This window comes from Xanthomonas sp. NCPPB 3200 (genome assembly GCF_056393585.1).
The window spans coordinates 4,186,667-4,209,373 of the sequence record NZ_CM150785.1 but is presented as its reverse complement, the minus strand read 5'-3'; the positions used below and the strand labels follow the sequence as shown (position 1 = coordinate 4,209,373).

At 66.0% G+C, this 22,707-nt stretch carries 22 protein-coding genes and 1 other RNA gene; 13 read left to right on the top strand and 10 right to left on the bottom strand.

Annotated elements, in window-relative coordinates:
- The 3 genes from arsC to AC06DU_RS18080 form a co-directional block, all read right to left on the bottom strand.
- Positions 1–411 (bottom strand): arsenate reductase (glutaredoxin), encoded by a 411-nt coding sequence (arsC, locus tag AC06DU_RS18090; protein WP_081280644.1) that lies wholly within the window; start codon positions 409–411, stop codon positions 1–3.
- A 60-nt stretch (positions 412–471) separates the two neighbouring features.
- Positions 472–810: an ArsR/SmtB family transcription factor gene (locus AC06DU_RS18085; RefSeq protein WP_104552820.1), complete on the bottom strand. Its 339-nt coding sequence runs from the start codon at positions 808–810 to the stop codon at positions 472–474.
- A 225-nt stretch (positions 811–1,035) separates the two neighbouring features.
- Positions 1,036–1,551, bottom strand: coding sequence for a TetR/AcrR family transcriptional regulator (locus AC06DU_RS18080; protein ID WP_478202949.1), 516 nt, complete (start codon positions 1,549–1,551; stop codon positions 1,036–1,038).
- Positions 1,552–1,942: 391 nt separating this feature from the next.
- Between AC06DU_RS18080 and AC06DU_RS18075 the strand changes: the two genes are divergently transcribed.
- From AC06DU_RS18075 to AC06DU_RS18055, 5 genes are all read left to right on the top strand, one after another.
- Entirely contained in the window at positions 1,943–3,079 is a 1,137-nt protein-coding gene (locus tag AC06DU_RS18075; protein ID WP_206515362.1) for an MFS transporter, read from the top strand.
- Positions 3,080–3,211: 132 nt separating this feature from the next.
- Positions 3,212–3,424, top strand: coding sequence for a ParD-like family protein (locus AC06DU_RS18070; protein ID WP_024938505.1), 213 nt, complete (start codon positions 3,212–3,214; stop codon positions 3,422–3,424).
- Positions 3,421–4,197, top strand: coding sequence for a type I methionyl aminopeptidase (gene map, locus AC06DU_RS18065; protein WP_478202948.1), 777 nt, complete (start codon positions 3,421–3,423; stop codon positions 4,195–4,197). The genes AC06DU_RS18070 and map overlap by 4 nt, the downstream gene beginning before the upstream one ends.
- 167 nt (positions 4,198–4,364) lie before the next feature.
- Positions 4,365–6,164 (top strand): chloride channel protein, encoded by a 1,800-nt coding sequence (locus tag AC06DU_RS18060; protein ID WP_478202947.1) that lies wholly within the window; start codon positions 4,365–4,367, stop codon positions 6,162–6,164.
- A 416-nt stretch (positions 6,165–6,580) separates the two neighbouring features.
- Complete coding sequence (locus AC06DU_RS18055) at positions 6,581–8,059, top strand: SulP family inorganic anion transporter (protein WP_478202946.1); 1,479 nt, start codon at positions 6,581–6,583, stop codon at positions 8,057–8,059.
- On the opposite strand, the gene AC06DU_RS18050 is transcribed toward AC06DU_RS18055, so the two are convergent.
- Entirely contained in the window at positions 8,012–8,257 is a 246-nt protein-coding gene (locus AC06DU_RS18050; RefSeq protein ID WP_228960576.1) for a hypothetical protein, read from the bottom strand. The two genes, AC06DU_RS18055 and AC06DU_RS18050, sit on opposite strands and share 48 nt — an antisense overlap.
- Positions 8,258–8,433: 176 nt before the next feature.
- Between AC06DU_RS18050 and AC06DU_RS18045 the strand changes: the two genes are divergently transcribed.
- The 4 genes from AC06DU_RS18045 (at position 8,434) to AC06DU_RS18030 (ending at position 9,627) form a co-directional block, all read left to right on the top strand.
- On the top strand, positions 8,434–8,640 hold the full coding sequence (locus tag AC06DU_RS18045) for a hypothetical protein (protein ID WP_047127422.1): 207 nt from the start codon (positions 8,434–8,436) through the stop codon (positions 8,638–8,640).
- 126 nt (positions 8,641–8,766) lie between these two features.
- Positions 8,767–9,000 carry a DUF1653 domain-containing protein gene (locus AC06DU_RS18040; protein ID WP_046344579.1) on the top strand — a complete coding sequence of 78 codons (234 nt, stop codon included), beginning with the start codon at positions 8,767–8,769 and terminating at the stop codon, positions 8,998–9,000.
- A 51-nt stretch (positions 9,001–9,051) separates the two neighbouring features.
- The gene (locus tag AC06DU_RS18035; RefSeq protein ID WP_102251169.1) at positions 9,052–9,393 is read left to right on the top strand and encodes a hypothetical protein; all 342 of its coding nucleotides are present in this window, start codon (positions 9,052–9,054) and stop codon (positions 9,391–9,393) included.
- 157 nt (positions 9,394–9,550) lie between these two features.
- Positions 9,551–9,627, top strand: a non-coding RNA gene (locus tag AC06DU_RS18030) — sX9 sRNA.
- 39 nt (positions 9,628–9,666) lie between these two features.
- On the opposite strand, the gene AC06DU_RS18025 is transcribed toward AC06DU_RS18030, so the two are convergent.
- The 5 genes from AC06DU_RS18025 to AC06DU_RS18005 form a co-directional block, all read right to left on the bottom strand.
- Positions 9,667–10,404, bottom strand: a complete 738-nt coding sequence (locus tag AC06DU_RS18025; protein ID WP_039518674.1) for a DNA/RNA non-specific endonuclease — start codon at positions 10,402–10,404, stop codon at positions 9,667–9,669.
- Positions 10,405–10,984: 580 nt separating this feature from the next.
- Positions 10,985–13,117, bottom strand: a complete 2,133-nt coding sequence (locus tag AC06DU_RS18020) for a methyl-accepting chemotaxis protein (protein ID WP_102251168.1) — start codon at positions 13,115–13,117, stop codon at positions 10,985–10,987.
- Positions 13,114–13,542, bottom strand: coding sequence for a type 2 periplasmic-binding domain-containing protein (locus AC06DU_RS18015; protein ID WP_024938495.1), 429 nt, complete (start codon positions 13,540–13,542; stop codon positions 13,114–13,116). Before AC06DU_RS18015 ends, AC06DU_RS18020 begins: the two co-directional genes overlap by 4 nt.
- Before the next feature lie 10 nt (positions 13,543–13,552).
- Complete coding sequence (locus tag AC06DU_RS18010; RefSeq protein ID WP_102251167.1) at positions 13,553–14,722, bottom strand: hypothetical protein; 1,170 nt, start codon at positions 14,720–14,722, stop codon at positions 13,553–13,555.
- Between the two features lie 526 nt (positions 14,723–15,248).
- Positions 15,249–15,650 (bottom strand): Rid family hydrolase, encoded by a 402-nt coding sequence (locus tag AC06DU_RS18005; protein ID WP_039529666.1) that lies wholly within the window; start codon positions 15,648–15,650, stop codon positions 15,249–15,251.
- Positions 15,651–15,777: 127 nt separating this feature from the next.
- Here AC06DU_RS18005 and AC06DU_RS18000 point away from each other — a divergent pair, with 127 nt between their 5' ends.
- A complete protein-coding gene (locus AC06DU_RS18000) occupies positions 15,778–16,704 on the top strand; it encodes a LysR family transcriptional regulator (protein WP_374057815.1) in 927 nt (308 codons plus the stop codon).
- 258 nt (positions 16,705–16,962) lie between these two features.
- On the opposite strand, the gene AC06DU_RS17995 is transcribed toward AC06DU_RS18000, so the two are convergent.
- Entirely contained in the window at positions 16,963–18,810 is a 1,848-nt protein-coding gene (locus AC06DU_RS17995; protein WP_478202945.1) for a M14 family metallopeptidase, read from the bottom strand.
- Positions 18,811–19,235: 425 nt separating this feature from the next.
- On the opposite strand from AC06DU_RS17995, the gene AC06DU_RS17990 reads away from it, so the two are divergent.
- From AC06DU_RS17990 to AC06DU_RS17980, 3 genes are read left to right on the top strand one after another with little or no spacing between them, the layout of a single operon-like run.
- Complete coding sequence (locus tag AC06DU_RS17990) at positions 19,236–19,976, top strand: ABC transporter ATP-binding protein (protein WP_478202944.1); 741 nt, start codon at positions 19,236–19,238, stop codon at positions 19,974–19,976.
- The gene (locus tag AC06DU_RS17985; protein WP_478202943.1) at positions 19,973–21,409 is read left to right on the top strand and encodes an ABC transporter permease; all 1,437 of its coding nucleotides are present in this window, start codon (positions 19,973–19,975) and stop codon (positions 21,407–21,409) included. Before AC06DU_RS17990 ends, AC06DU_RS17985 begins: the two co-directional genes overlap by 4 nt.
- Entirely contained in the window at positions 21,409–22,677 is a 1,269-nt protein-coding gene (locus AC06DU_RS17980; RefSeq protein WP_478202942.1) for a DUF3526 domain-containing protein, read from the top strand. The genes AC06DU_RS17985 and AC06DU_RS17980 overlap by 1 nt, the downstream gene beginning before the upstream one ends.
- Positions 22,678–22,707 lie beyond the last annotated feature (30 nt).

Below are 22,707 nucleotides of genomic sequence, written 5' to 3'. Positions count from 1 at the left end.
TCACTTCGACGCTCCGCCTGTTGTCACCGCTTCGCCGTCTTCTTTCGTAAAGGACGCGACCGGGTGGGCCAGCAACGTGAGCACTTTCTCGGATGGCCGGCAGAGCGCCACGCCCCGATCGGAAACGACGATGGGACGATTGATAAGGATTGGGTGCGCGATCATCGCGTCCACCAGCTGTTCGTCAGTGAGGGCAGGGTTGCCCAAGCCCAACTCCGCGTACGGGGTTCCCTTCTGGCGTAACAGATCGTGCGGCGCGATGCCCATGGCGGCAATTAGCTCGACCAGCTTCTCGCGCGTCGGCGGGGTGTGCAGATATTCGATGATTTCAGGGTCCTCGCCAGACTGGCGCATCATCTCCAAGACGTTCCGGGACGTGCCGCAGGCAGGGTTGTGATAGATCGTCAGCATCGCAATGATCTCCTTGAGCTGGGCCGTGTCAGGCCGACGGGCATTAAGGCTGAGGAAGGCTCAAACGCAGGTTTCCGATGTGCAACGAGTCAGGGCCACACCACAGATCTCTGGGTTCCCCGAGCAGCAGTCCTCGGTGAGAAACGAGAGCAGCTGGCGCATGTCCTCGTAGCTCGCCGCATAAAGGACACGTCGCCCATCGCGCCAGGAGCGCAGCAGGCGAGCACGCTCCAGCGTTGCGAGGTGAAAGCTCATTCGTGTTGGGGGGATCGTAAGCCGCTCGGCAATCTCCCCTGACGGCATGCCGTCAGGGCCTGCGCGAACAAGCATTCGGAATGCGGCCAGTCGATCGGTGTGTGCGAGAGCAGAGAGGGCTGCGACAGCGGAATCGTCTTTCATTGCGCTACTCTACAAATATAGTTGCAAAGTGCAATAGTTGGTTCAGTTTGCGCCTGCACGGCGGAGGCCGGTGCCGCGCACCAACCGCCGTAGGACCAGTGCATCAGGGATTGGCCGGGGCCACCGGCTGTGGCTGGGGCTCCAGCACAGCACTTGCGGATACGCTTGAGCACACGCGCATCGACTTCCAGCCTTGCTCGGCGGCAAGGTTGAAGCGCTGCCTACCTAGCGCGCCTGGGCGTCCCAAAACCCCATGAGCTGCGTGATCGCGGCATCCATCGCCTTGAAGCTCATGCCATCCCGGGCCAGCGTGGATAGCCCGAGCAGGAAACTGTCGAACACGCAGGTCAGTGCGGCGGCGTCCACGGCGGGCCCGAGTTCGCCGCCGGCGATGGCGCGGTCCACGCAGGCGCGGATGCCGGCGCGCGTGCTTGCGCGCGAGCGCGTCAGCGGTGTGCACAGTGCCGAGAGCTCCGGCGACGGCGCGCTCATCACTCCCAGCGTGACCATGCAGCCTTTCGGGTGGCCGCGCTCGCACTGCATCTTGGCGGAGCGGCGCAGCGCAAGCTCCACCGCCTGCCTGGGACCGAGCGCGGCGTCCCACAAGCAGTGGGTCACCTTGGCGTAGGTCGCCAGGTAACGGTCCATGCATTCCTTGAAGAGCGCTTCCTTCGAGCCGAAGGCGGCATAGAAGCTGGGCGCGGTGATGCCGCCACCAATCGCGGCCTTGAGCTGGCTCAACGAGGTGGACTCGTAGCCCTGTTCCCAGAACAGGTGAAGCGCTTCTTCCACCGCGGCGTCACGGTCGAAGCTGCGTGGCCTTCCCATTTGCGCCATGGCGCCCTCCGATCTCTACATCAAGACTAATCGATACAGATGTCGTTGACAATGCAGCCAACCTGTAGATATATATATCGAGCGATACATATGTAGGCACTCAGTGGTGCCGGCCGGCAGGTCTCAGGACGAAGACCTGCTTTTTTCGGTCTTTATGTGTATCGATCGATATATATGTAGTGGCCTGACCGGCATCCCCCTCCCCAATAAAGGACAGCGTGTGACCTCTCCAACTGCATCCACTGCCAGCGCGATCCCGCCGCCATTGCCAGTCGCCGCGCTGTTGGCGCTGGCCATGACCGGCTTCATCTGCATCGTGACCGAAACCCTTCCGGCAGGACTGCTGCCGCAGATGTCCGCAGGCCTCGGTATCAGCCCGGCACTGGCTGGGCAGACGGTGACCGCCTACGCACTTGGGTCGGTGATTGCCGCAATTCCGCTGACCATTGCGACCCAGCAGTGGAGGCGGCGTAACGTCCTGTTGCTCACCATCGTCGGCTTCCTGCTGTTCAACTCGGTCACCGCACTGTCGACCAGTTACGCGCTGACCCTGGTGGCGCGCTTGTTTGCCGGCGCAGCGGCAGGCCTGGCGTGGAGCCTGCTTGCCGGTTACGCGCGGCGCATGGTGCAGCCGGACCAGCAGGGCAGGGCCATGGCGATTGCGATGGTGGGTACGCCGGTTGCGCTATCCCTCGGCGTGCCGCTGGGCACCTGGATGGGCGGCATACTGGGCTGGCGCAGCGCGTTCGCCGCGATGTCCGGACTGACGCTCATTCTGATCGTGTGGGTGCTGCTGAAGGTGCCCGACTACCCCGGCCAGTCCGCAGCGCAGCGGGTGCCGCTGCGCAAGGTGCTCGGCACGCCCGGCGTGCGCCCGGTGCTCGCCACCGTGATGGCGTGGATGCTGGCTCACAACATCCTGTACACCTATGTGGCGCCGTTCGCCGCACACGCGGGGCTGGCACATCGCGTTGACGTGCTGCTGTTGATCTTCGGCGTTGCGGCACTGGTCGGCATCGGCGTGGCAGCAAAGTTGGTGGAGCAGCACCTGCGTGGCACGGTGTTGGTGTCGTTGGCGACGTTCCTTGCGATTTCTGTGGTGCTGGCATTGCTGCAAAACGTGCAGCCTGTGGTCTACGTCTGTGTGGCGGTGTGGGGCCTGACCTTTGGCGGCGCGGCGACCCTGCTGCAGACCGCGCTTGCCGACAGCGCAGGCGAAGGCGCCGATGTTGCGCTGTCGCTCAACGTGGTTGCCTGGAACAGCGTCATCGCTGGCGGTGGCGTGGTGGGCGGCGTACTGCTGGACCAATGGGGCGCGCAGACCTTTCCGGTTGCCATGGCCTTGCTGCTGGCAATCGGGCTGCTGATTGCATGGCGTGCCCGACAGCACGGCTTTGCGGCGGGCGCGCGCTCGCCGGTTGCCGGTCACTAGCGCTGCCCTGCCTGATGTCTTCCCGGCTGCGTTCGCCTGGTACCCAGCGAGCGCAGCCGCAGGCAACTGCCGGCATTGCAGGTGTTTATACGTTTCATATACGATTCGTATATTCATGACACAGGAGCTTGCATGGGCATCGTCAATATCGATGACGAATTGCACGATCAGCTGCGCCGCGCGTGCACGGTGACCAGCCGGTCGATCAACGCGCAGGCCACTTTCTGGATCAAGGTCGGCATGCTGTGCGAGATGCATCCGGAATCCTCGTTCCAGGACATCGTGGCGCAGGAACTGCGCGCGGCAGGCGTGCGGCCGCAATCCCTGAAACCGGCGCGGACATGATCAAGCAGCCGGCGGAGATTGCGCTGCTGGCCAACGCCGGTGCGCTGCTGGCGCAGGTGTTCCATGCGCTGGATCAGCTGCCGCTGGCAGGCCGCAGCACGCTGGAACTCAACGACTTCGTCGAGCGGATGATTGTCGACGAACTGGGCGCGCGGCCGGCCAGCAAGGGCCAGTACGACTTTCCCTTCGTGCTCAATGCCTCGATCGATGATGTGGTGTGCCATGGCGTGCCCGCGGCCGCGGACGTGCTGCGCAACGGACAGATCGTCAATCTGGATATCACGCTGGAAAAGGACGGCTATATCGCCGACTCCAGCACGACGTATCTGGTGGGCGAGGTGGCGTATCCGGCGCGGCGGCTGGTGCAGGCCACCTATCAGGCGATGTGGAAGGGGATTGCCGCGGTGCGTCCGGGCGCGCGGCTGGGCGACATCGGTCATGCGATCGCGCGGCATGCGCGCGAGCAGGGCTATAGCGTGGTGAAGGAATATTGCGGGCATGGCATCGGCCGGCAGATGCATGAAGAGCCGCAGATCCTGCACTACGGGCATGCCGGCACGGGGATGCAGCTGCAGGAAGGCATGGTGTTCACCATCGAGCCGATGATCAATCAGGGCAGGGCGGCGATCCGCGCCGAGCCGGATCAATGGCCGGTGCATACGCGCGACGGCAAGTTGTCGGCGCAGTTCGAGCACACCGTGGCGGTCACGCGTACCGGTGTGCGTGTGCTGACCTTGCGCCCCGGGGAAACGCCGCTGTGTGCACTGGGGTGAGCGCGCCGTCCCCCGGCGCGTGGCCTGCGCCCGCTGCCGCCGCTGTGTTCGTTGCGTGCACTGCCGCGGCCAGACTGCGGCAGGTCAGCCAGTTTGCTGCACACTAGGCCGCATCGCTGACGTCTCCCGTGCGCCGGCACCCTGATCCGGCGGAGCGCTGGTCTTCCATGCAGCCACTTCCTCACAACCCCACGCACGCCGTGCACCCGGCGGCAGAATCCTGGCGACGGCCGCTGGAGTGGTTGCGCCGGCAGTTGCGCGCCAACGATCTGTGGTTCATCGGGCTGGCAGCCGTGGTGGGGCTGATTGCGGCGGCACTGATGGTGGTGCAGGCCGGCATGGCGCATGCGCTGCAGGCCTGGCTGTACGCGCTTGCACCGGGCGAGCGGCTCAGTACCGCCGAATCGATCACCGCCACCCAGTTGCTGGTGTTGCCGTTGGGCGGCCTGCTGGTGGGCCTGGTGGCCTTGCTGGCGCGGCGGCGCAAGCGGCCGCTGGTGGATGCGGTGGAAGCCAACGCCCTGCACGGCGGGCGCATGTCGATGCGCGACAACCTGATCGTTGCGGTGCAGACGCTGCTGTCCAACGGCTTTGGCGCATCGGTGGGGCTGGAGGCGACCTACACGCAGATGGGCGCAGGCGCCGGTTCGCAGCTGGGCCGTGTCCTGCGGGTACGCCGGGCCGACATGCGCACGCTGGTCGGTGCCGGCGCGGCAGGCGCGATCGCCGGTGCGTTCGGGGCGCCGCTGGCCGGTGCGTTCTACGCGTTCGAGATCGTGATCGGCGCCTATACGCCGTCGGCGCTTGCGCCGGTAGCTGCGGCGGCGCTGGCCGGCGCGTTCATGGCCAACGCGCTCGGTGCCGCGCCGTATTCGTTGCCGGCGGCGGTCGCCTATCAATTGCAGCCGCGTGACTATGCGATCTACATCGCGCTGGGGCTGACCTGCGCGTTGATCGGCATCGCGGTGATGCGGCTGGTGGCCGGTATCGAACGCGCCGTGGGGCGGATCGAGCTGCCGATCTGGGGACGCCCGGTGGTGGGCGGGTTGCTGCTGATTCCGTTGGCGATGTATTCGCCGCAAGTGCTGTCGTCGGGACATGGCGCCCTGCATCTGGACCTGACCAGCAGCAGCACGCTGCAGGTATTGGCCGGTTTGCTGGTGCTCAAATGCATCGCGTCGGGCATCTCGCTGGGTTTCGGCTTCCGTGGCGGCCTGTTCTTCGCTTCGCTGTTCATGGGCTCGCTGGTGGGCAGCCTGTTTGCGGTGTTCCTGAACCTGCTGGTCGGTGCCGCGGCGGTGGACATCACCAGCGCTTCGTTGGTGGGCATGGCCGCGTTGGCGGCAGCCATTGTCGGCGCGCCGATGACGATGGCCATGCTGATCCTGGAAGGCACGCACGACTTTGTACTGGCGAGCGCGGTGATGGTGGCGGTGCTGGTGGCCAATACCGTGGTGCGCCAGGTGTTTGGCTATTCGTTCTCCACCTGGCGCCTGCATCTGCGTGGCGAGAACATCCGCAGCGCACGCGACGTGGGGTGGGTGCGCAATCTGTCGGCCGGCAAGATGATGCGCAAGGACGCCAACCACACTGCGCACGACACCACGGTGAGCGAGTTTCGCCGGCGGTTTCCATTGGGGTCCACGCAGCGCGTGGTGCTGGAAGACGCCGCCGGCCATTACGCCGGCGTGGTGCCGCTGGCAGTGCTGTATGCGGACAACGTGCAGGCCGATGCGCCGGTGAGCGACTACGCCAAGCACCGCGATGCTGCATTGCTGGCAGACACCGACATCGTGGCGGTCATGAAGGTCTTCGACGCTACGCAGGCCGACGAGCTGGCGGTGATCGATGCACAACGCAAGGTGCTGGGCGTGTTGTCGGAAAGCTTCGTGCGCAAGCGCTATGCCGAAGAACTGGAAAAGCGCGAACGCGAACTGATGGGCGAGCGTGTGCTCGGCGACGACTGAGCCACGCGCTGCCGGCAGCGGCTGAAGCGACGGGGCGCATGCTGGCCCGGTAGATCTACCGCGTGCAGAAGGTGTCTCACGCAACGCCCTGCGCCCGCGACGCATGCAGCGTGCCATCGCCAGCGGCAGCATGCGATGCCAGCACGCAGCTTCCAGCGGCCTGTGCGTTGATGTTGCTCATGCATTGGCAGCGTTGCTCGGTCTCCACTATTGGACGCGCGTGCGCAGCAGCGCGCCGTCGGGTTGTGCAGACCGACCTCAGCGCGTTAGCATGCAGCCTCGTCCAGAGCGATTTCCTCCGACACATGACACCACCCTGACCTAAGGCATCACGCGCTCGCAGTTGCTGCGAAGGTCCAGGTGTTTGACGTTCATGTATTCGCGCCGTGTGTTTGCCGGTGCGCGGAGTCGTTTCAATGTCCAGAGTTTTCTCGTTGCGCCAGCAATGGCTCGGCAACGTGCGTGGCGATGTGCTCGCCGGCATCGTGGTCGCGCTTGCGCTGATTCCCGAAGCCATTGCCTTTTCGATCATTGCCGGCGTCGACCCCAAGGTCGGGCTGTACGCGGCGTTCTGCATTGCGGTGGTGACCTCGATCGCCGGTGGCCGGCCCGGCATGATTTCGGCCGCCACCGGCGCAATGGCGTTGTTGATGGTGGACCTGGTCAAGGACCACGGCCTGCAGTACCTGCTGGCGGCCACCGTGCTGGCCGGCGTGCTGCAGCTGATCGCCGCAGCATTGCGCCTGGGCGCATTGATGCGCTTTGTCTCGCGCTCGGTGATCACCGGCTTCGTCAATGCGTTGGCGATCCTGATCTTCCTGGCGCAGTTGCCGGAGCTGGTCGGCATGCCATGGCCGGTGCATGCGGTGTGTGCAGCGGGCCTGGTCATCATCTATCTGCTGCCGCGCTTCACCACGGCGATTCCCTCGCCGCTGGTCGCCATCGTGGTGCTGACGGCGGTGTGCGCGTACTGGCACATCGACATCCGCAGCGTGGGCGACATGGGCCGTCTGCCCGACAGCCTGCCGGTGTTCCTGCTGCCGGACGTACCGCTGACGTGGGACAGCGTGCGCATCCTGCTGCCGGTGTCGACGACGCTGGCCGTGGTGGGCCTGCTGGAGTCGTTGATGACCGCGCAGATTGTCGAAGACCTCACCGACACCCCGTCGCAGCGCAACCGCGAATGCGCAGGGCAGGGGCTGGCGAACCTGCTGGCCGGGTGCTTCGGTGGCATGGCCGGCTGCGCGATGATCGGGCAATCGGTGATCAATGTGCGCTCGGGCGGGCGCGGGCGTTTGTCGTGCCTGGTGGCCGGTGTCGTCCTGCTGCTGATGGTGGTGTATGGCGCGCCCTGGGTGCGCCAGATCCCGATGGCGGCGTTGGTGGCGGTGATGATCATGGTCAGCATCGGTACCTTCAGCTGGGGCTCGCTACGCGATCTGCGCACGCACCCGGGGAGTTCGTCGGTGGTGATGCTGGGCACCGTCGTGGTCACGGTATGGACGCACGATCTGGCCCGCGGCGTGCTGGCCGGGGTGCTGCTGTCGGCGCTGTTCTTTGCGCGCAAGGTCGGGCGCATGTTGCAGGTGCAGGCCAGCGAGCGTGACGACGGAGTGCGCGTGTATGCGGTGCGCGGCCAGGTGTTCTTTGCATCGGCCGGGCAGTTCGTGGCCAGCTTCGATTTCCCGGGCACGCCGCCGAAGGTGCTGATCGATCTGAGCCACGCGCACTTCTGGGACATCAGCGCGGTGGCGGCGCTGGATCGGGTGGTGCTCAAGCTGCGCGCGCACGGCGCCGAGGTCGAGGTGATCGGCGTGAATCAGGCCAGCGATACGCTGATCGAAACCTTAGGAACCCATCGACGCGATGGCGCGCGCCTGCAGCTGGGGCACTGAGCCCGGCTGCTCGTGCGCAGCCAGCGCGGCCGTCGGCGCTGCCGCGTGGCGTGCATGGTCGTCCAGCAACGCGGACAGGCGACGATGGCAGTCGCGGAAGGCCAGCGCGGAGGCGGGCATGTCGCAGGCATCGAAGGTTCCGGCTTCGGCCTTCCAGGCGGCGAGCAGGTCTTTCAGGTCGCAGATCAGGCTCGGCATGCGGGTGACTCCGTGGGCGTTCTCATCACTACGGCCACAGGTGCCGGCCGGATGCAGTCGCGCTCGTTCGTCCCACGCATGGCCGCGCGGTGGCGCTGCCATCGTGCAGGACACACGTGCGCGTCACATCGGCGGGAGGAGGGTGGCCGTGCGGTCTTTTACCGCTGGAGCAGACCATGAGCAACGACGAAAACGGCAACCGCGGCGTAGACGATCCGACCCCGCCCAATGGCATCAAGGCACCGGGCAGGGACAACACACCGATCCAGGAAGGGCCTGCACAGGACAGCGAGATCGATGACGACGATGGCATCGAAGACCCGGTCGAGGACGATGACGACCTGGGCGCGGAAGACGACGAAGACGAAGACGACGACCAGTAGGCGCGTGGCAGCGTTGCACGCGGCCGTGCAACGCTGAACCCGGCAGAGGGCACCGGTTGCGCGGCATGTGCTGGCTGTGGCCGGCCATGCTGCCTAGACTTGCGGATTGCCCATCCTGTGACATCCATGGACACCTCCCTGTCGCCATTGCCCAACATCGCGTTGGGCCAGTACCGCCACTTCAAGGGCGGCCGTTATGACGTGCTCGGCGTCGTGCGTTGCAGCGAAACGCTGGCCCCGCTGGTGCTCTATCGCCCGTTGGACAGCGAGGTCGGTCTGTGGGTGCGGCCGTATGCGATGTTCGTCGAGCAGGTCGAGGTGGACGGCGTTGCGCGTCCCCGCTTTGCGCGGGTCGAGTAGGCGCGGCTTGGTCTGCACGACGTTACAGGGCCGTTTGCGAGTGCGTTGGCGATGACGGCCGCCGCCGCTGCGCCAGTCACCACGCCCGATGGCCGGTATCTGATCGTGCGTGGCCGGCTCTGGCGTACCGCCAACCCGCATCTGCGCGAAGACGTGCGTGCCGGGCTGGTCGGCGCCTTGATGGACGCGCGACGCGCGGTCAAGGCGGCCAAGCGCGATGAGGATGCCGGGGGGCTGGCTGCAGCGCGTGCGGCGGTCGATCGTGCCAAGACGGCGCTGGGAGAGCGCGGCCCGGTGTGGTGGAGCGATGGTGCCAAAGACTTCAATCGGCATCTGGTCAAGAACACGCCATACGCGGACTGGTTTGCGGCGCTTGCCGCGCCCGAGGCCTGAGTGCGCGTTGCGGCGGGCCAGGTATGCCGCCGCCTGCAACGACAAGGCCCGGGAATGCCGGGCCTTGTCTGCTGGATCGCACGCCCAGCGGTGTAGAGCGGCTGAGCAGGCTGCTGCGCTCAACGCCAGGTGGGTACGGCTGGTGCCCGACATCGGCAAGGGCCATTCGGGCACTCCGATGCTGGACGCGCCATCCGCACCCACCTGACGACTGCTCGCAACATGGTGTCAGCCGCTCTTGATCGACGTGGCTGGAGAAGCGGGCAGCCGGCCTCAGCCCAGGTCGCAATTGCTCGGCTGCGGCCAGGTGGTGGCGGGCAGCATGGCCTTGACGGCGGCCGGTGCGGTGATGCCGATGGTGCTGGCGCCGTAGAGGTCTTCCAGTTCGTCGATGCTGACGATGTAGCTGTCCAGCGAACCGAGGTTGGCGCTGTTGGGAATCAGCCAGCTGATCGCGCGGGTGCCGCCGCCCGGGTTGGCGGTGATGATCGTCTTCCAGAAGAAGTCCGGGGTGCGGATGCCGTGGCTGCTCAGGAAGTAATCGTTGGTCGTGTCGCTGTAGATCACACCGCCGTAGACCTGCACGCTGGCGATGTCGCGGTAACACTCGGCCACGTTCTCGGCGCGTACCCAGATGCCCTGGTTGAAGCTGGACACCTGCGGGACGATGTTGGACATCAGGTTGGCGCGACGGATGTAGGTCGCGTTGTAGTCCATGTGGTTGGAGGTCACCAGGTGCCCGCGATCGTAGCCGGTGCGCACGCTGGCGTAGGAGGCGGTGGAGGTCTGGCCGGCGCAGCCGCTGGGCAGTTCGGTGTCCAGATTGAAACTGGACGGGCGCGCGGCCGAGCCGGTATCGGCCTGCAGCACGTACTCGTAGCGCAGCGCGGTGTGGTTGGTGCAGTCGTAGCGCAAGGTGTAGCCGCCCTTGTTGAGGGTGACGACCTGGGCGTTTGCGCTGGCACTGGCAGCGGTGAACAGCAGAACGGCGAAGAAAGTCCGGAAGCGCATGGGCAGTGAATCTCCTGGAAAATCAATCGGACGCACGACGCCTTCGCCGGCTGCCGGGGGGCAGATCGACGCTCAGCGGAACGCGCGCTGGAAGGGGGACAGTTGGCTCGCCTTTTTAGCGAGCGCGACAGCTATCGCATGCAAATGTTGCTTGGTGGTGACGTAGGCGTGAGGAATGTGCAGTCGCGTCAGTTTTTCCGGCAAAACTGTGACCGGTCTCGCGCATTGGGCGGCATACGGGCTGACAGGCGATAAGCCCCTGGTTATGCCTGGAGCGTGCGGATGTGCTTCCGCGCCAGGGTTTGTGCGATGACGCATAGCTGCGCCATCAGCAGAGCGCGGTTGCTGCTGTCGGACAACCGCCCACCTCGCGGTCGGGATACGCCAGCACACATCGGCAGGCGACACCGCCAGACGTCAGGTCGGGAGCAGCGCAGTGCCGTTCGTCGGCGCAAGATGCGCGCCTTGCGACGCTGCCGGGCCTGCGCCGCGTTTGCCGCTGGCGGGCACAAAAAACCCCCTTCTGCAGTCCATGCAGAAGAGGGCGTCAAAGACGTCGCGAGACGATCCGCTCGGTCGACTATGCGACCTCTTTTTCCAGCTGCGGTGCGCTGGCAGGCTGCAGCTGGAACAGCGAGACCAGCTGGGTCAGGGTGCTGGACTGCTTTTCCATCGCCCGTGCCGCGGCCATGGCTTCCTCCACCAGCGCTGCATTCTGCTGGGTGGTTTCGTCCATCTGGATCACCGTCTGGTTGACCTGTTCGATGCCGGCCGATTGCTCGCTGGATGCGGCGGTGATCTCACCCATGATGTCGGTGACCCGATTCACGCTGGCGACGATCTCGGTCATGGTGGTGCCGGCCTTGTGCACCAGCACCGAGCCTTCGGCCACCTTGCCCACCGAAGCGTCGATCAGCTCCTTGATCTCCTTGGCCGCAGCGGACGAACGCTGCGCAAGCGTGCGCACTTCCGAGGCCACCACCGCAAAGCCGCGGCCCTGTTCGCCGGCACGGGCGGCTTCCACCGCCGCGTTCAAGGCCAGGATATTGGTCTGGAACGCGATGCCATCGATGACGCTGATGATCTCGGCGATCTTCTTCGAGGAGGTTTCGATGCCCGACATGGTGCCGACGACCTGGCTGACCACCTCGCCGCCCTTGGAGGCTACACCGGCTGCATTGCGTGCCAGTTCGTTGGCCTGTCGCGCATGCTCGGCGTTCTGCTTGACGGTGGAGGTGAGTTCCTCCATCGATGCGGCGGTTTCTTCCAGGCTGGCCGCCTGCTGTTCGGTACGCCGCGACAGGTCCTGATTGCCGGCGGCAATTTCACCGGCTGCAGTATCGATCTCCGATGAGGAATGCTGGATGCGCCCGACGATGTCGGTCAGGCGGTCCACCGTGGTGTTGGCATCGTCGCGCATGCGCGCGAACACGCCGGCAAAGTCACCGTGCATGCGCGTGGTCAGGTCGCCGCTCGCAATCGCCTGCAATACCTGCGACACCGCGCCCAGGCTCTGGTCCGAGCTGCTCATCAGGTGATTGAGGTCCACCACGATCTGGCGGAAATCATGCTCGAACGCGGTCTCGTCGCCACGCGCGCTGAAGTCGCCTGCCGCCGCCGCCGATGCCAGCCGCTTGATCTCGCCATTGATCGACAACAGGCTGGCCCGCACATCGTTGATCGATTGACTGATCACCGCCTTTTCGCCCGGCAACGGCTCCAGCTGCTGCGACAGGTCGCCGGCGGCATAGCGCTCGGTCAATGCGACGATCTGCATCGTCACCGCGATATGGCTGGACACCAGCGCGTTGCTGGCCCGCACCATGCTGCCGAATTCGCCGGGGAATTCCTGCTCGGCGATACGGTGACTGACCATGCCGGCTTCATGCTTGTCGCCCATGTCGGTCTGCGCCTGGATCACGCGACGCAGCTGGCGCTGCATGCTGTCCATCGCCTGCAGCAGCTGGCCGACCTCGTCGTTGCGGTCGATCGAGATGCTGTTGTCCAGCTTGCCCGACGACACCGCATGCGCAATGCCCACCGCACGGTTCAGCGGCTGGGTGATGGCGCGTGCCACGATCCAGCCGAAGGCGATGCACAGCACCGCACCGACCAGGCCCAGCACCAGCCCGCCGATGCTTGCCGCCACCGAGCTGTCCACCGCTTCCTGCACGGTGCCGCGGAAGCGTGCATCGGCACGCTTCTGCATGGCGGTCAGGGTGGTGCGATAGGTTTCCAGTGCCGGTGCCATGGCGCTCATCTGCGCCGCATCGGGTTCGCGCTGTTCCACGAACGCGGCGGCCACGCCGTGCGCCAGGCTGTAGTACTGGTCGAACTCCTTGCCCAGGCGTGCCAGCTCCGTCGCATTGGCAGGATCGGATTTCTGCAGTTTCACGTAGGAGGCGTGGATCTCGTCGGCCACCGGCTTGGTGGCCGCCAACATGTCGGCATCGCCGGCGGCAGCGGCGCCGTTGAGCCCGTTGATGAGCTTGTCCAGCGCAGCCACGTTGCGTGTCATGGCGTCGAGCATCGGGAAATGCACGTCGCGTACCGCTTCCAGGCGGTCGTTGTTGCGGTGAAAGACCAGCGTACTGAAGGCCACATAGCTCGATAGGCAAAGGATCGCCACCGCGGCCGGCATCAGGATTTTCCAGAACAACGGTAGCGACAGGATGCGTCTCATGACTTGAGTCTCGAGCAGGTGGCGGGTCACGGCTTCAGGACGACCTTGACGCTGGCGTCGACTGCGCTGGCACTGATGTAACCGATGGCGCCGGGCGTGGCGGCAACGGCCTTCTTGACCGCATCGTCGCCACTGACACGCTTGGGACGCTGCGCCTTGCCGGTGAACATCAGCTGCGACCAGTACGACTTCAGCTGTGCCGCGTCGCGTGAGGCCACTTTCTTGTAGAACTCATCGCGGGTGGCGACGCCTTCTTCCTGATCGATCGGCACCGCCGCGCCGCCACCGGGCAGGCTGTTGGATTTGGCCAGGAAGATCTGCGACACCTGCGCGGCGCTGAGGCTGTCTGGGCCGCCCTTGGCCGACATCACCACCACGACATCGGCATTGGCGCAGAACGCGCTCAGCGACAACGCGGCAAGCAGGGAGACTGCAAAACACTTGGAAATGGTCATGGGGGCTCTCTTAGAACACGAAGTCGACGGAGGCCGACAGCAGGTTGTAGCTGCCGCCCGGACGGAAGCCCGGCTGGATGTTGTTCAACGATCCGAACGAGCCCGCGTTGTTGTTGATGTGGCTGGCCTGCAGCTTGAACGCGACGCTTTCACGCGCGTCCCAACGCAGCGATGCGGTAAAGCTGTGACGGCCGCTTTCGGCCTGCGCCAGTGCGCGCGTCATCACGCCGACCGGATCCTGGCCGGCCGCGATGGTCGGGCCCTTGCGATCGACGTTGGCATAGGTGATCGACGGCGTCAGCGTGCCGAAGCGACCGCCGACACTGAGATAACCGGAGGTGGTCTTGCCGTTGAGCGAGGGCGAGTAATCGGCGCGGATCACTTCGCTGCGCAGGAACCAGCTGCCCGGATCATAGGCGTAACCCAGGCTGGCAAAGCTGCCGTCCACGCCATAGGTGGTCAGGCGATCGGCCAGTGCGGGATTGATGCGCTGATAGACCGAGAACAGGCGCTCCAGCGACGGTGTATCGAAATCGGTGGTGCCCACGATGTAGGCGGCGCGGAACGTGGACGCACCCGATTCCAGGCCCAGCGCCAGGCCGCGCATGGCGTACACATCGGCCTTCTTCGAATTGATGCGGCCATAGAAACCCTGCACGCTGACCACACTCTCGCCGGCGTTGATGGTGTACACGCCTTCGACGCCGTCCATCGGCAGCAGGTAGTTGTAGACCTCGTACGGCGGACGCACCCACGGGGTGGCGTAACCGACGCGCTGGTACTCGGACAGCATGTACAGCGGCGCAGTGATGCGGCCCAGGCGCGCAGCGAACTGCGGGCCGAACTGATACTTCACATGCGCCAGCGTGACCTTGGGATCGTAATCGCCGCGTTCGGCGTACTCACTGGTCACCTGCAACACGCCGGTGAACTTGTCGGTGAAGTTGGCATTGACCTGGCCGGCGATACGCGAGTCCGGACGTGCCGAGGTGGAGTGGCTGGCACCGGCACCTTCCACGGTCTGGATGTCGGGCGTGAAGTCGGCCTGGTCCTCGGTCGAATGCACCACGCCCAGCGTGCCGAAGCCGCTGAAGGAAAACATCGAGTCCTGCTGCGCGTAGGCGCAGGTCGACGACGCCAGGGCGATGGCGCCACTGAGAAGCTTGACGGTCAATTTCATTGAGAATCTCGGCTGAGTGGGTGATGGACGCAGCGCCATGAGAGGCGCGCGGGCAGAACGGTAATGAGCGTCGCAACGCCCTGGATTGCGGTAGCGGCCGTCTGCATCATTGCTTTAGCGAGATTTTTACAACTTGGAAAAACCGGTTAAGAAAGCAAAGCGCCACAAGAATCTGACGATAGTTTTGCCCTATCGAGGCGCGCGATTTAGGTGCTTTGAACAGCTGGGATGAATATCGGCGGACATAATCGTCCGCATCGCAGGCCTGCCGATGAGTAGCGCAGCCGGTGAAGGGCGAGGTAAGCAAAAAACCGAGTTTTTCCCGGGGGAAATTGACAAAGAGGCGTTTGCTCCGAAGTGCGCGCGCAAAAAAAAGCCACGCCCTGGCGAGCCAGGCGTGGCGTTCTCTGAGTTATTTCGCGTGGGTGTGCCAGTTACTTTATCGCCGGTGCGATGCGGCCGGCGAAGATTTGCTTCGGCTGCATGCAGACGCGACGAGATACAGTCGGCAAGTTACTGGAAACGTTTACTGCTGCCGTGTCGGGAGTTTCACCACGACCTTGATCTCGAAGCGGAAGCCGGCCAGCCAGGTCACGCCCACTGCGGTGACGGTGGGGTAGGGCGCCGGGCCCCAGTAGCTCACCCATTTGTCCCACATGGCTTCGAACACCACGTCGGGGTCGAGCATGAACAGCGTGACGTCGACGACGTCCTGCGTGCTGCAGCCGGCTGCGGCGAGGATGGCATCGAGATTGGCGAAGGCACGGGCGATCTCTGCCTCCAGCTCCGGCTCCGGCGAGCCGTCTTCGCGGCTGCCGACCTGGCCGGCGACGAACAGCAAGCCATCGGCGCGGACTGCCGGCGAATAGCGGTGGCGCTCGTACAGCGCGTGCCGCCCCTGCGGAAAAACTGCTTCACGTGTTGCCATGGTGACCTCCATCGGGTGGCGAATCGGAACAGGCAGGCAGCGTAGGTGCTTGCCTGCGCGCGATAAATCGGCGATGCCGACCAGCACTGTTTGTAGAATCCAAACAATCTTGGAGTCGGGAGTGGCGATGGACCGGTTCGACGCGATGCAGGCGTTTGCGCGGGTGGTGGAGACCGGCAGCTTTACCAAGGCGGCCGAGACCTTGCACATGAGCCGGGCCAGCGTGACCCAGCTGGTGCAGCAGTTGGAGGCACGCCTGCGCGTGAGGCTGCTCAACCGCACCACGCGGCAGGTGCATGTCACCGCCGATGGTGCGGCGTACTACGAGCGCGTGCTGCGGCTGCTGGCGGACATGGACGATGCCGAGACCAGCCTGTCCGATGCGTCGGCGCTGCCGCGTGGCCGCCTGCGCGTGGATGTGCCCAGCCCGTTGGCGCGCCTGATCCTGATGCCGGCACTGCCGGCCTTTCATGCGCGTTATCCGGATATCCAGCTGGACATGGGCGTGAGCGATCGCCGCGTGGACCTGATCGGCGAGCACGTGGATTGCGTGGTGCGCGGCGGCACCATCACCGATCAGTCGCTGATCGCGCGCCGCGTGGGCGACCTGCAGGCGGGCGTGTACGCGGCGCCGGCGTATCTGCAGCGGCTGGGCATGCCGACACATCCGCGCGAGCTGGAAAACACCCGGCATCGCTGTGTCGGCTTCATGCGCTGGCGCAGCAGCAAGACCGTGCCCTATGTCATGCAGCGCGGCAGCGAGGCGGTGCATCTACAAGGGCGTTACGTGGTGGCGTCCGACGACGGCAATGCCTATCTGGCCGCCGGGCTGGCCGGCATGGGCGTGCTGTGGTTGCCGGTGTACATGGCCAGGGCGCACGTGGCCAGTGGCGAACTGGTGCCGCTGTTCGAGGACTGGCGGATGGAGCCGATGCCGCTGTCGATCGCGTTCCCGCCCAACCGGCATGTCAGTGCCAAGCTGCGTGTGTTCATCGAGTGGGTGAGTGCGTTGATGGCCGAGCATGCGCCAGTGGAAGCGCCGGCGCTGCGCTGAGCGCGCTGCGTGGCGTGGCTGATGTGGTCGTGGTCGTGCGCGACAGACTTGAGGGCACGCACGCATGATGGAGCGCGCAGTGTGTGGTGAAGCATCCTGTCTGCCGGCATGCAAGCGACATTGCTGCCGGTATCGATGCCGATGCGGTTGCGGTTGCCGTTGCCGTTGCCGTCGCCACTGGCCTTGCGCAATGCGCGATACGAAAGAGGCTCAAGCCGCATTGCCGATCCCACGGCGTGCAATCGGCAATGCGCAGGGTCACTCCGCCAGCTGGCGCCGCACCGGATAACGCCAGCCGGTGATCGCCGCATACGGCGAACGCGCATAGATCCATTGCAGCCGTGCATCGCCATCGGCGCGGAATGCGGCATCGTCTGCGAGCTTGCGTTCGAAGGCGGCGCGCAGGGCGGCGTCGCTGCGCAGCACGCGCTCGCTGAAGTCCACCAACTCGGCGCCGTACAAGCCGCTGTCGGGGCTGCCGGCATTGCGGAAACGTCCGCTGGCCAGCAACGAGTCGCTGCTCTGCGGCTCCAGCAATGCGGCTGCCAGCATGCGCATCGGTTGATCGGCAGGCACGCGGACGCTGCCGGCGGCGAAGGTTTCTTCCACGTGCTCGGCGTGCGGCGTTTGCGTGCCGGCATCCTTCACTACGCGGATCTGCTGCACCTGGAGGTGGCGCGGCTGCTGCAGGCGTTCGTAGCGGATGCCGTGCGCCTTGAGCAGTTCCACCACATCGTCGTTGCCGGGCGGGATCCACCAGGCGAGCGGGTAGCGCACCGCCTGGGTCTGGCGATAGCCGATCACCGGCATGGTCCAGGTTTCATCGCGGCCCTCCCAGCGCAGTTCCTGCCGCCCGGACACCGGCGACAACGTGCGGGTGTAGCTCACGCCCTTGAACGGCACCTGGGCGATCGGCTGCTGCAGGCGTTCCCAGGCCACCATCAGTTCCTGCGGGCGGGCAGCGCGATCGGCGCGCTTGGCCGCATCGATGTTGCCTGCATCGCGGGCAACCAGGCGCAGTGCTGCTTCCAGCAGCACATAGTCGCCCAGCACGCGCTGCCGGTACGACTTCAGGCGATGGTTCTCCACCAGCACGGTGGGGATGCCGGCAAAGTCGCCATACCCGGTGGAATAGCGCGGGCCTTCCGGCGCGTAACGCAGGCCCGAGCGCGGCTCGTTTTCGTCGATCAGGCTCGGGTAGATGGCCGGTGCGTGGCCCTGTTTGCGCAATGCGGTGTTCACCGCCGGCGTAAAGCGTTGCTGCAGCCAGTCGGCGGTGGCGCGCGAGCGCGCATAGGTGCCCCAGCCGGCGAAGGTAAAGGTGATGTCGTACTGGTGATCCAGCCCGCCGCTGACATGCAGGTCGATGTAGAGCGCCGGATCCAGGCGATGCAGCAACGCGACCATCGCGCGCGTTTCCGGCGCTTCCAGGGTGAGGTAGTCGCGGTTGAGATTGATGCCGCGCGTGGTGGTGTTCCAGCCCATCTGTTGCGGGCCGCGCAATGCGGCGCCGATCAGCGGGCCGCGCTGCTCGTGACCGTCGGCATTGAAGATCGGCACGAACACCAGATCCACCTGGTCGAGCAGGTGGTCCTTGCCGCGTTGCGCGATATCGCGCAGCAACATCAGGCCGGCATCCTTGCCATCGATCTCGCCGGCGTGGATGCCGGCCTGCGCCAGCACCACCGGCTTGCCGGGCGCGCCCTTGTGCGCGCGGACCAGCAGCAGGTCACGGCCCTCGCTGCTCTTGCCGAACACCTCCAGCGACAGCAGCGGCGAGGCGGCGACCAGGCGTTCCAGCCACGCACGCGTTTCGTCATAGCTGGGGGTGCTGGCGAAATCGTTGCGCTCTGCCGGCGTGCTCCACGGATCGTCCGGTGTGACGATCAACGCCTCGCTGGCCCCATGCCAGGCACGTACCGGTGGCAGCGGCGCGCTGGTATCGATGGACTGCGCGCTGGCCTGGGCGGCAGTCAACAGGGTTGCGGCGAGCAGGCCGGCAGCGGCACGTATGGTGCTGCGGCTGGCAGGTCCGGCGGCGTTGCCGGAAGCGGGTGCGGGAGGGGGCGAGGCGTGCGGGGCAGAGGGGCGCGTATCGGAAGTCATGTGGGACGTACGGGATCTCTATTGAGGGGAGAACGTGGCAAGGCTTGCTGCTCCTGGGTGGTTGCGACGGCAGCGGCGTTCGACGGCCGCCATGCCGCATCGCGGCGTTGCAGCGGACTGCGTGGGTCGGAGGGCGGAGGGCTGGTCATTCCCTGGGCGCAGGTCGCGCGGTGCAGGGAGTTCCTGCCTCCGGCGCTGCAGCAAGCAGCAGAACATTTGCGTAATACAGTAACATTTGACGGGCCGCGCTCGCGTCGACGGTCGCGCACCCGCGCGGGCAGCCTGCTTCCTGTGGTGCTGTCGCCCGAGAGGGATAACGCCGCGCGTTCGCCGCTCCGGCTGGCGCTTGCGCGGCGTCGCCCGGTCCACTGCAAGCGTCGAACGCAATGTGATAACGTATCATTTCGTTAAGCCATTGCCTTGCCATGCTTTCCAGTCCCCCAGTCGCCCCCGCCATCTCGATCAGCAACCTGCACGTGGCCTACCGCGACCGCGCCGTGCTGCAGGGGCTGGATCTGCAGGTCGCCGCCGGCAGTGTCTACGCCTTGCTGGGCGGCAATGGCGCCGGCAAGTCCTCCACGCTTTCCAGCTTGCTCGGCTTCGTCAAACCCACCTCCGGCAGCCTGCGGGTCGATGGCATCGACCCGGTCGCCGACCCTGGCGGCGCACGTGCGCGGCTGGCCTATCTGCCGGAAAACGTCGCGCTCTACGAGCACCTGAGCGCGCTGGAAAATGCCGACTACCTGCTCGCGCTGGCCGGCCAGCGCCGCAGCCAGGCCGAGATCGGCCAGGCGCTGGCCGCTGCCGGCCTGCAGCGTGAGGCCTGGCGTCAGCGGCTGGCGGGGTTTTCCAAGGGCATGCGCCAGAAGGTGGCGATTGCGGTGGCCACGCTGCGCCAGGTGCCGGTGTTGCTGCTGGACGAGCCCACCTCGGGCCTGGACCCGCGCGCCATTGGTGACTTCAACCGCTTGGTGAGCAGCGTGCGCGAGCGCGGTGGCGCGGTGCTGATGGTGACGCATGACCTGCTCGGCGCAGTGGATGTCGCCGACCGGATCGGGTTCCTGGAACACGGGCGCATTGCCGAAGACACCGGTGCCGGCGACAGCGGCTTCGACGTGCGTAGCTTGCATGCGCGTTTTGCGCGTGCGCAGGATCGGGCTGCATGAGTCCTGTGCTGTTGGTCGCGCGCGAGGAACTGCGTTTCATGGCGCGCAATCGTTCCGCTGCCATCGGTGTGGTGCTGCTGATGCTGCTCACGCTGGTGGCGGCATTGACCGCCGCGCATCATCAGCGCGAGGTGGCCGAGTTCCGCGCGCGCCAGCAACTGGCCGCGCAGCAAGCCTTCGAAGCGCAGCCGGACCGCCACCCGCATCGGGTGGTGCATTACGGCCACTTCATCTATCGCCCGTTGCCGGCGCTGGCCGCCTTCGATGCCGGCGTGGACGCGTTCACCGGCAACAGCATGTTCCTGGAAGGCCATCGCCAGAACACCGCCAACTTCGGCGATGTGCGTCAGAGCTCGCTGCTGGTGCGCTTCGGCCAGCTCACCCCGGCGTTCGTGTTGCAGGTGCTGGCGCCGCTGCTGCTGGTGTTTCTCGGCTATGGCGTGGTGGCGCGCGAGCAGGAGACCGGCACCTTGCGCGCGCTGTTGCTGCAGGGGGCCACGCGTGGGCAATTGTTCGGCGGCAAATATCTCGCGCTCGCGGTGGTGGCCGCTGCCTGCCTGTTGCCGGCCCTGGTCGGGTTGCTGCCGATCGCGTCGTTGCCGGGTCAGGCGCTGCGGGTCGCGCTGCTGGTGCTGGCGTATGCGGTGTATCTGCTGGTGTGGTGCGCGTTGGTGCTGTCGGTGTCGATGCTGTGCCGGCGCGGCCGCGATGCGTTGCTGGTGTCGCTGGCGGTGTGGGTGTGGCTGGCCCTGCTGGTGCCGCGCGTGGCGCCGGATGCGGCCAGTGCGGCGTACCGCCTGCCGACGCGGCTGGAGACCGATGTGGCGATCCAGCGCGACCTGCGCACGCTCGGCGACAGCCACAACCCGGATGACCCGCACTTTGCGCAGTTCAAGCAGCAGACACTGGCGCGCTATGGCGTGCAGCGGGTGGAAGAGCTGCCGGTCAACTACAAGGGCCTGCTGGCGCTGGAAGGCGAGCGGCTCACCGCGAGCCTGTTCGAGCGCTATGCGGCGCGTGATTCGGCCATCCAACAGCAACAGAATCTGCTGGTGCGCACGTTCGCGTTGCTGAGCCCCACGGTCGCGCTGCGCGAGCTGTCGATGACGCTGGCAGAAACCGACCTGCGTGCGCACGAGCGGTTTCTCGACCAGGCCGAGCATTACCGCTACACGCTAGTGCAGCAGCTCAACCAGCTGCAGGCCGATGCGGTAAGCATGGCCGACGACACCGCGCAGGATGCCGGTGCCGACCAACGCAAGCGCATCTCCTCCGCGCATTGGCACGCGATCCCGGTGTTCGCATTCCAGCCGCCGGCCACCACCGAGGTATTGCGCGCCGCGGGCGCGGCGCTCGGCCTGGTCGGTGCCTGGCTGCTGGCGGCGCTGTGCATGCTGGTGGTGGCCGGCCGGCGTGTGGGAGTGGCGCGCTGATGCTGCTGTGGAAATACGAACTGCTGCTGTTGCTGCGCGCACGCGCCGCGCTGGCCGGCTTGCTGTTGCTGGCGGTGTTGACCGTGTGCAGCCTGCTCTCCGGCCAGCACCTCATCGCTGCGCAACGCGCCAACATCGCGCGCATTGCAGCGCTGCAGCAGGAGGACATCGCAGCGGTGCAAGACTATGTGGCGCGCTCCAACGACGCCGGCAGCGCGGCCTACTACAGCTTCCATCCGACCTGGGATGTGCCCACGCCACTGGCATTTGCTGCGGTGGGCATGCGCGATGTCTCGCCGTACATCCTGCGTGTCCGCGCGCTGGGCCTGGAAGCGCAGATCCACGATGGCGACAGCTACAACCCGGAGCTGGCATTGGCCGGGCGCTTCGACTACGCCTTCGTGCTGGTGTTCCTGCTGCCGTTGTTCGTGATCGCGCTGCTGTTCGATCTGCGTTCGGGCGAACGCGAGGCCGGGCGTGCGCGCATGCTCGCCGCGTTGCCGGGCGCGGGCACGGCGTTGCTGGTGCGGCGCGTGGCGGTGCGTGCCGCTGCGGTGCTGGTGTGTCTGAGCGTGCCGTTTGTGATTGCCGCAACCCTCAATGCGGTGCCGCTGCTGCAACAGCTCGCGGTGCTGGCAATGACCTGCGCCTATCTGCTGTTCTGGGTGTTGCTGTCGGTGCTGGCCGGGCGCCTCCACTGGCGCCCGGCCGCGCATGCCACCGCCCTGGCGACCTGCTGGGTGGTGCTGGCGCTGGTCGCACCGGCGTTGGCGCATGTGGCGATCAATCAGGCAGTGCCGGTCAACCAAGGCAGCGAGATCGCGCGGCTGCAGCGCGAGGCGGTCAACCACGCCTGGGACATTCCGCGCCAGCACACCATGCGCGCCTTCTACGCGCAGAACCCGCAGTGGGCGGACTCGGCGCCGCTGACCGGCGCGTTCCACTACAAGTGGTATTTCGCCTTCCACGAAAACGGCGACCAACAGGTGGCCCCACAGGTCGCAGCGTATCGCCAAGGTTTGCAGCGGCGCGAGGCGCTGGCGCAGCGCGTGGCCAGCGTGTTGCCGCCGGTGGCGTTGCAGGCTGCATTGACGCGCCTGGCAGGCACCGATCTGCGCGCGCAACTGGCGTACCAGGACCGCATCCGCGCCTACCACCAGGCACTGCGGACGTTCTATTACGGCTATCTGTTCCGCGACCGCCCATTTACGCGCGACGACTTCGGGCGCGCGCCACGTTTCGATGCAAGCGCCGATCCCGCGTCATAGCGGCAGCTGCGTGTCACCCCTCACCTACGT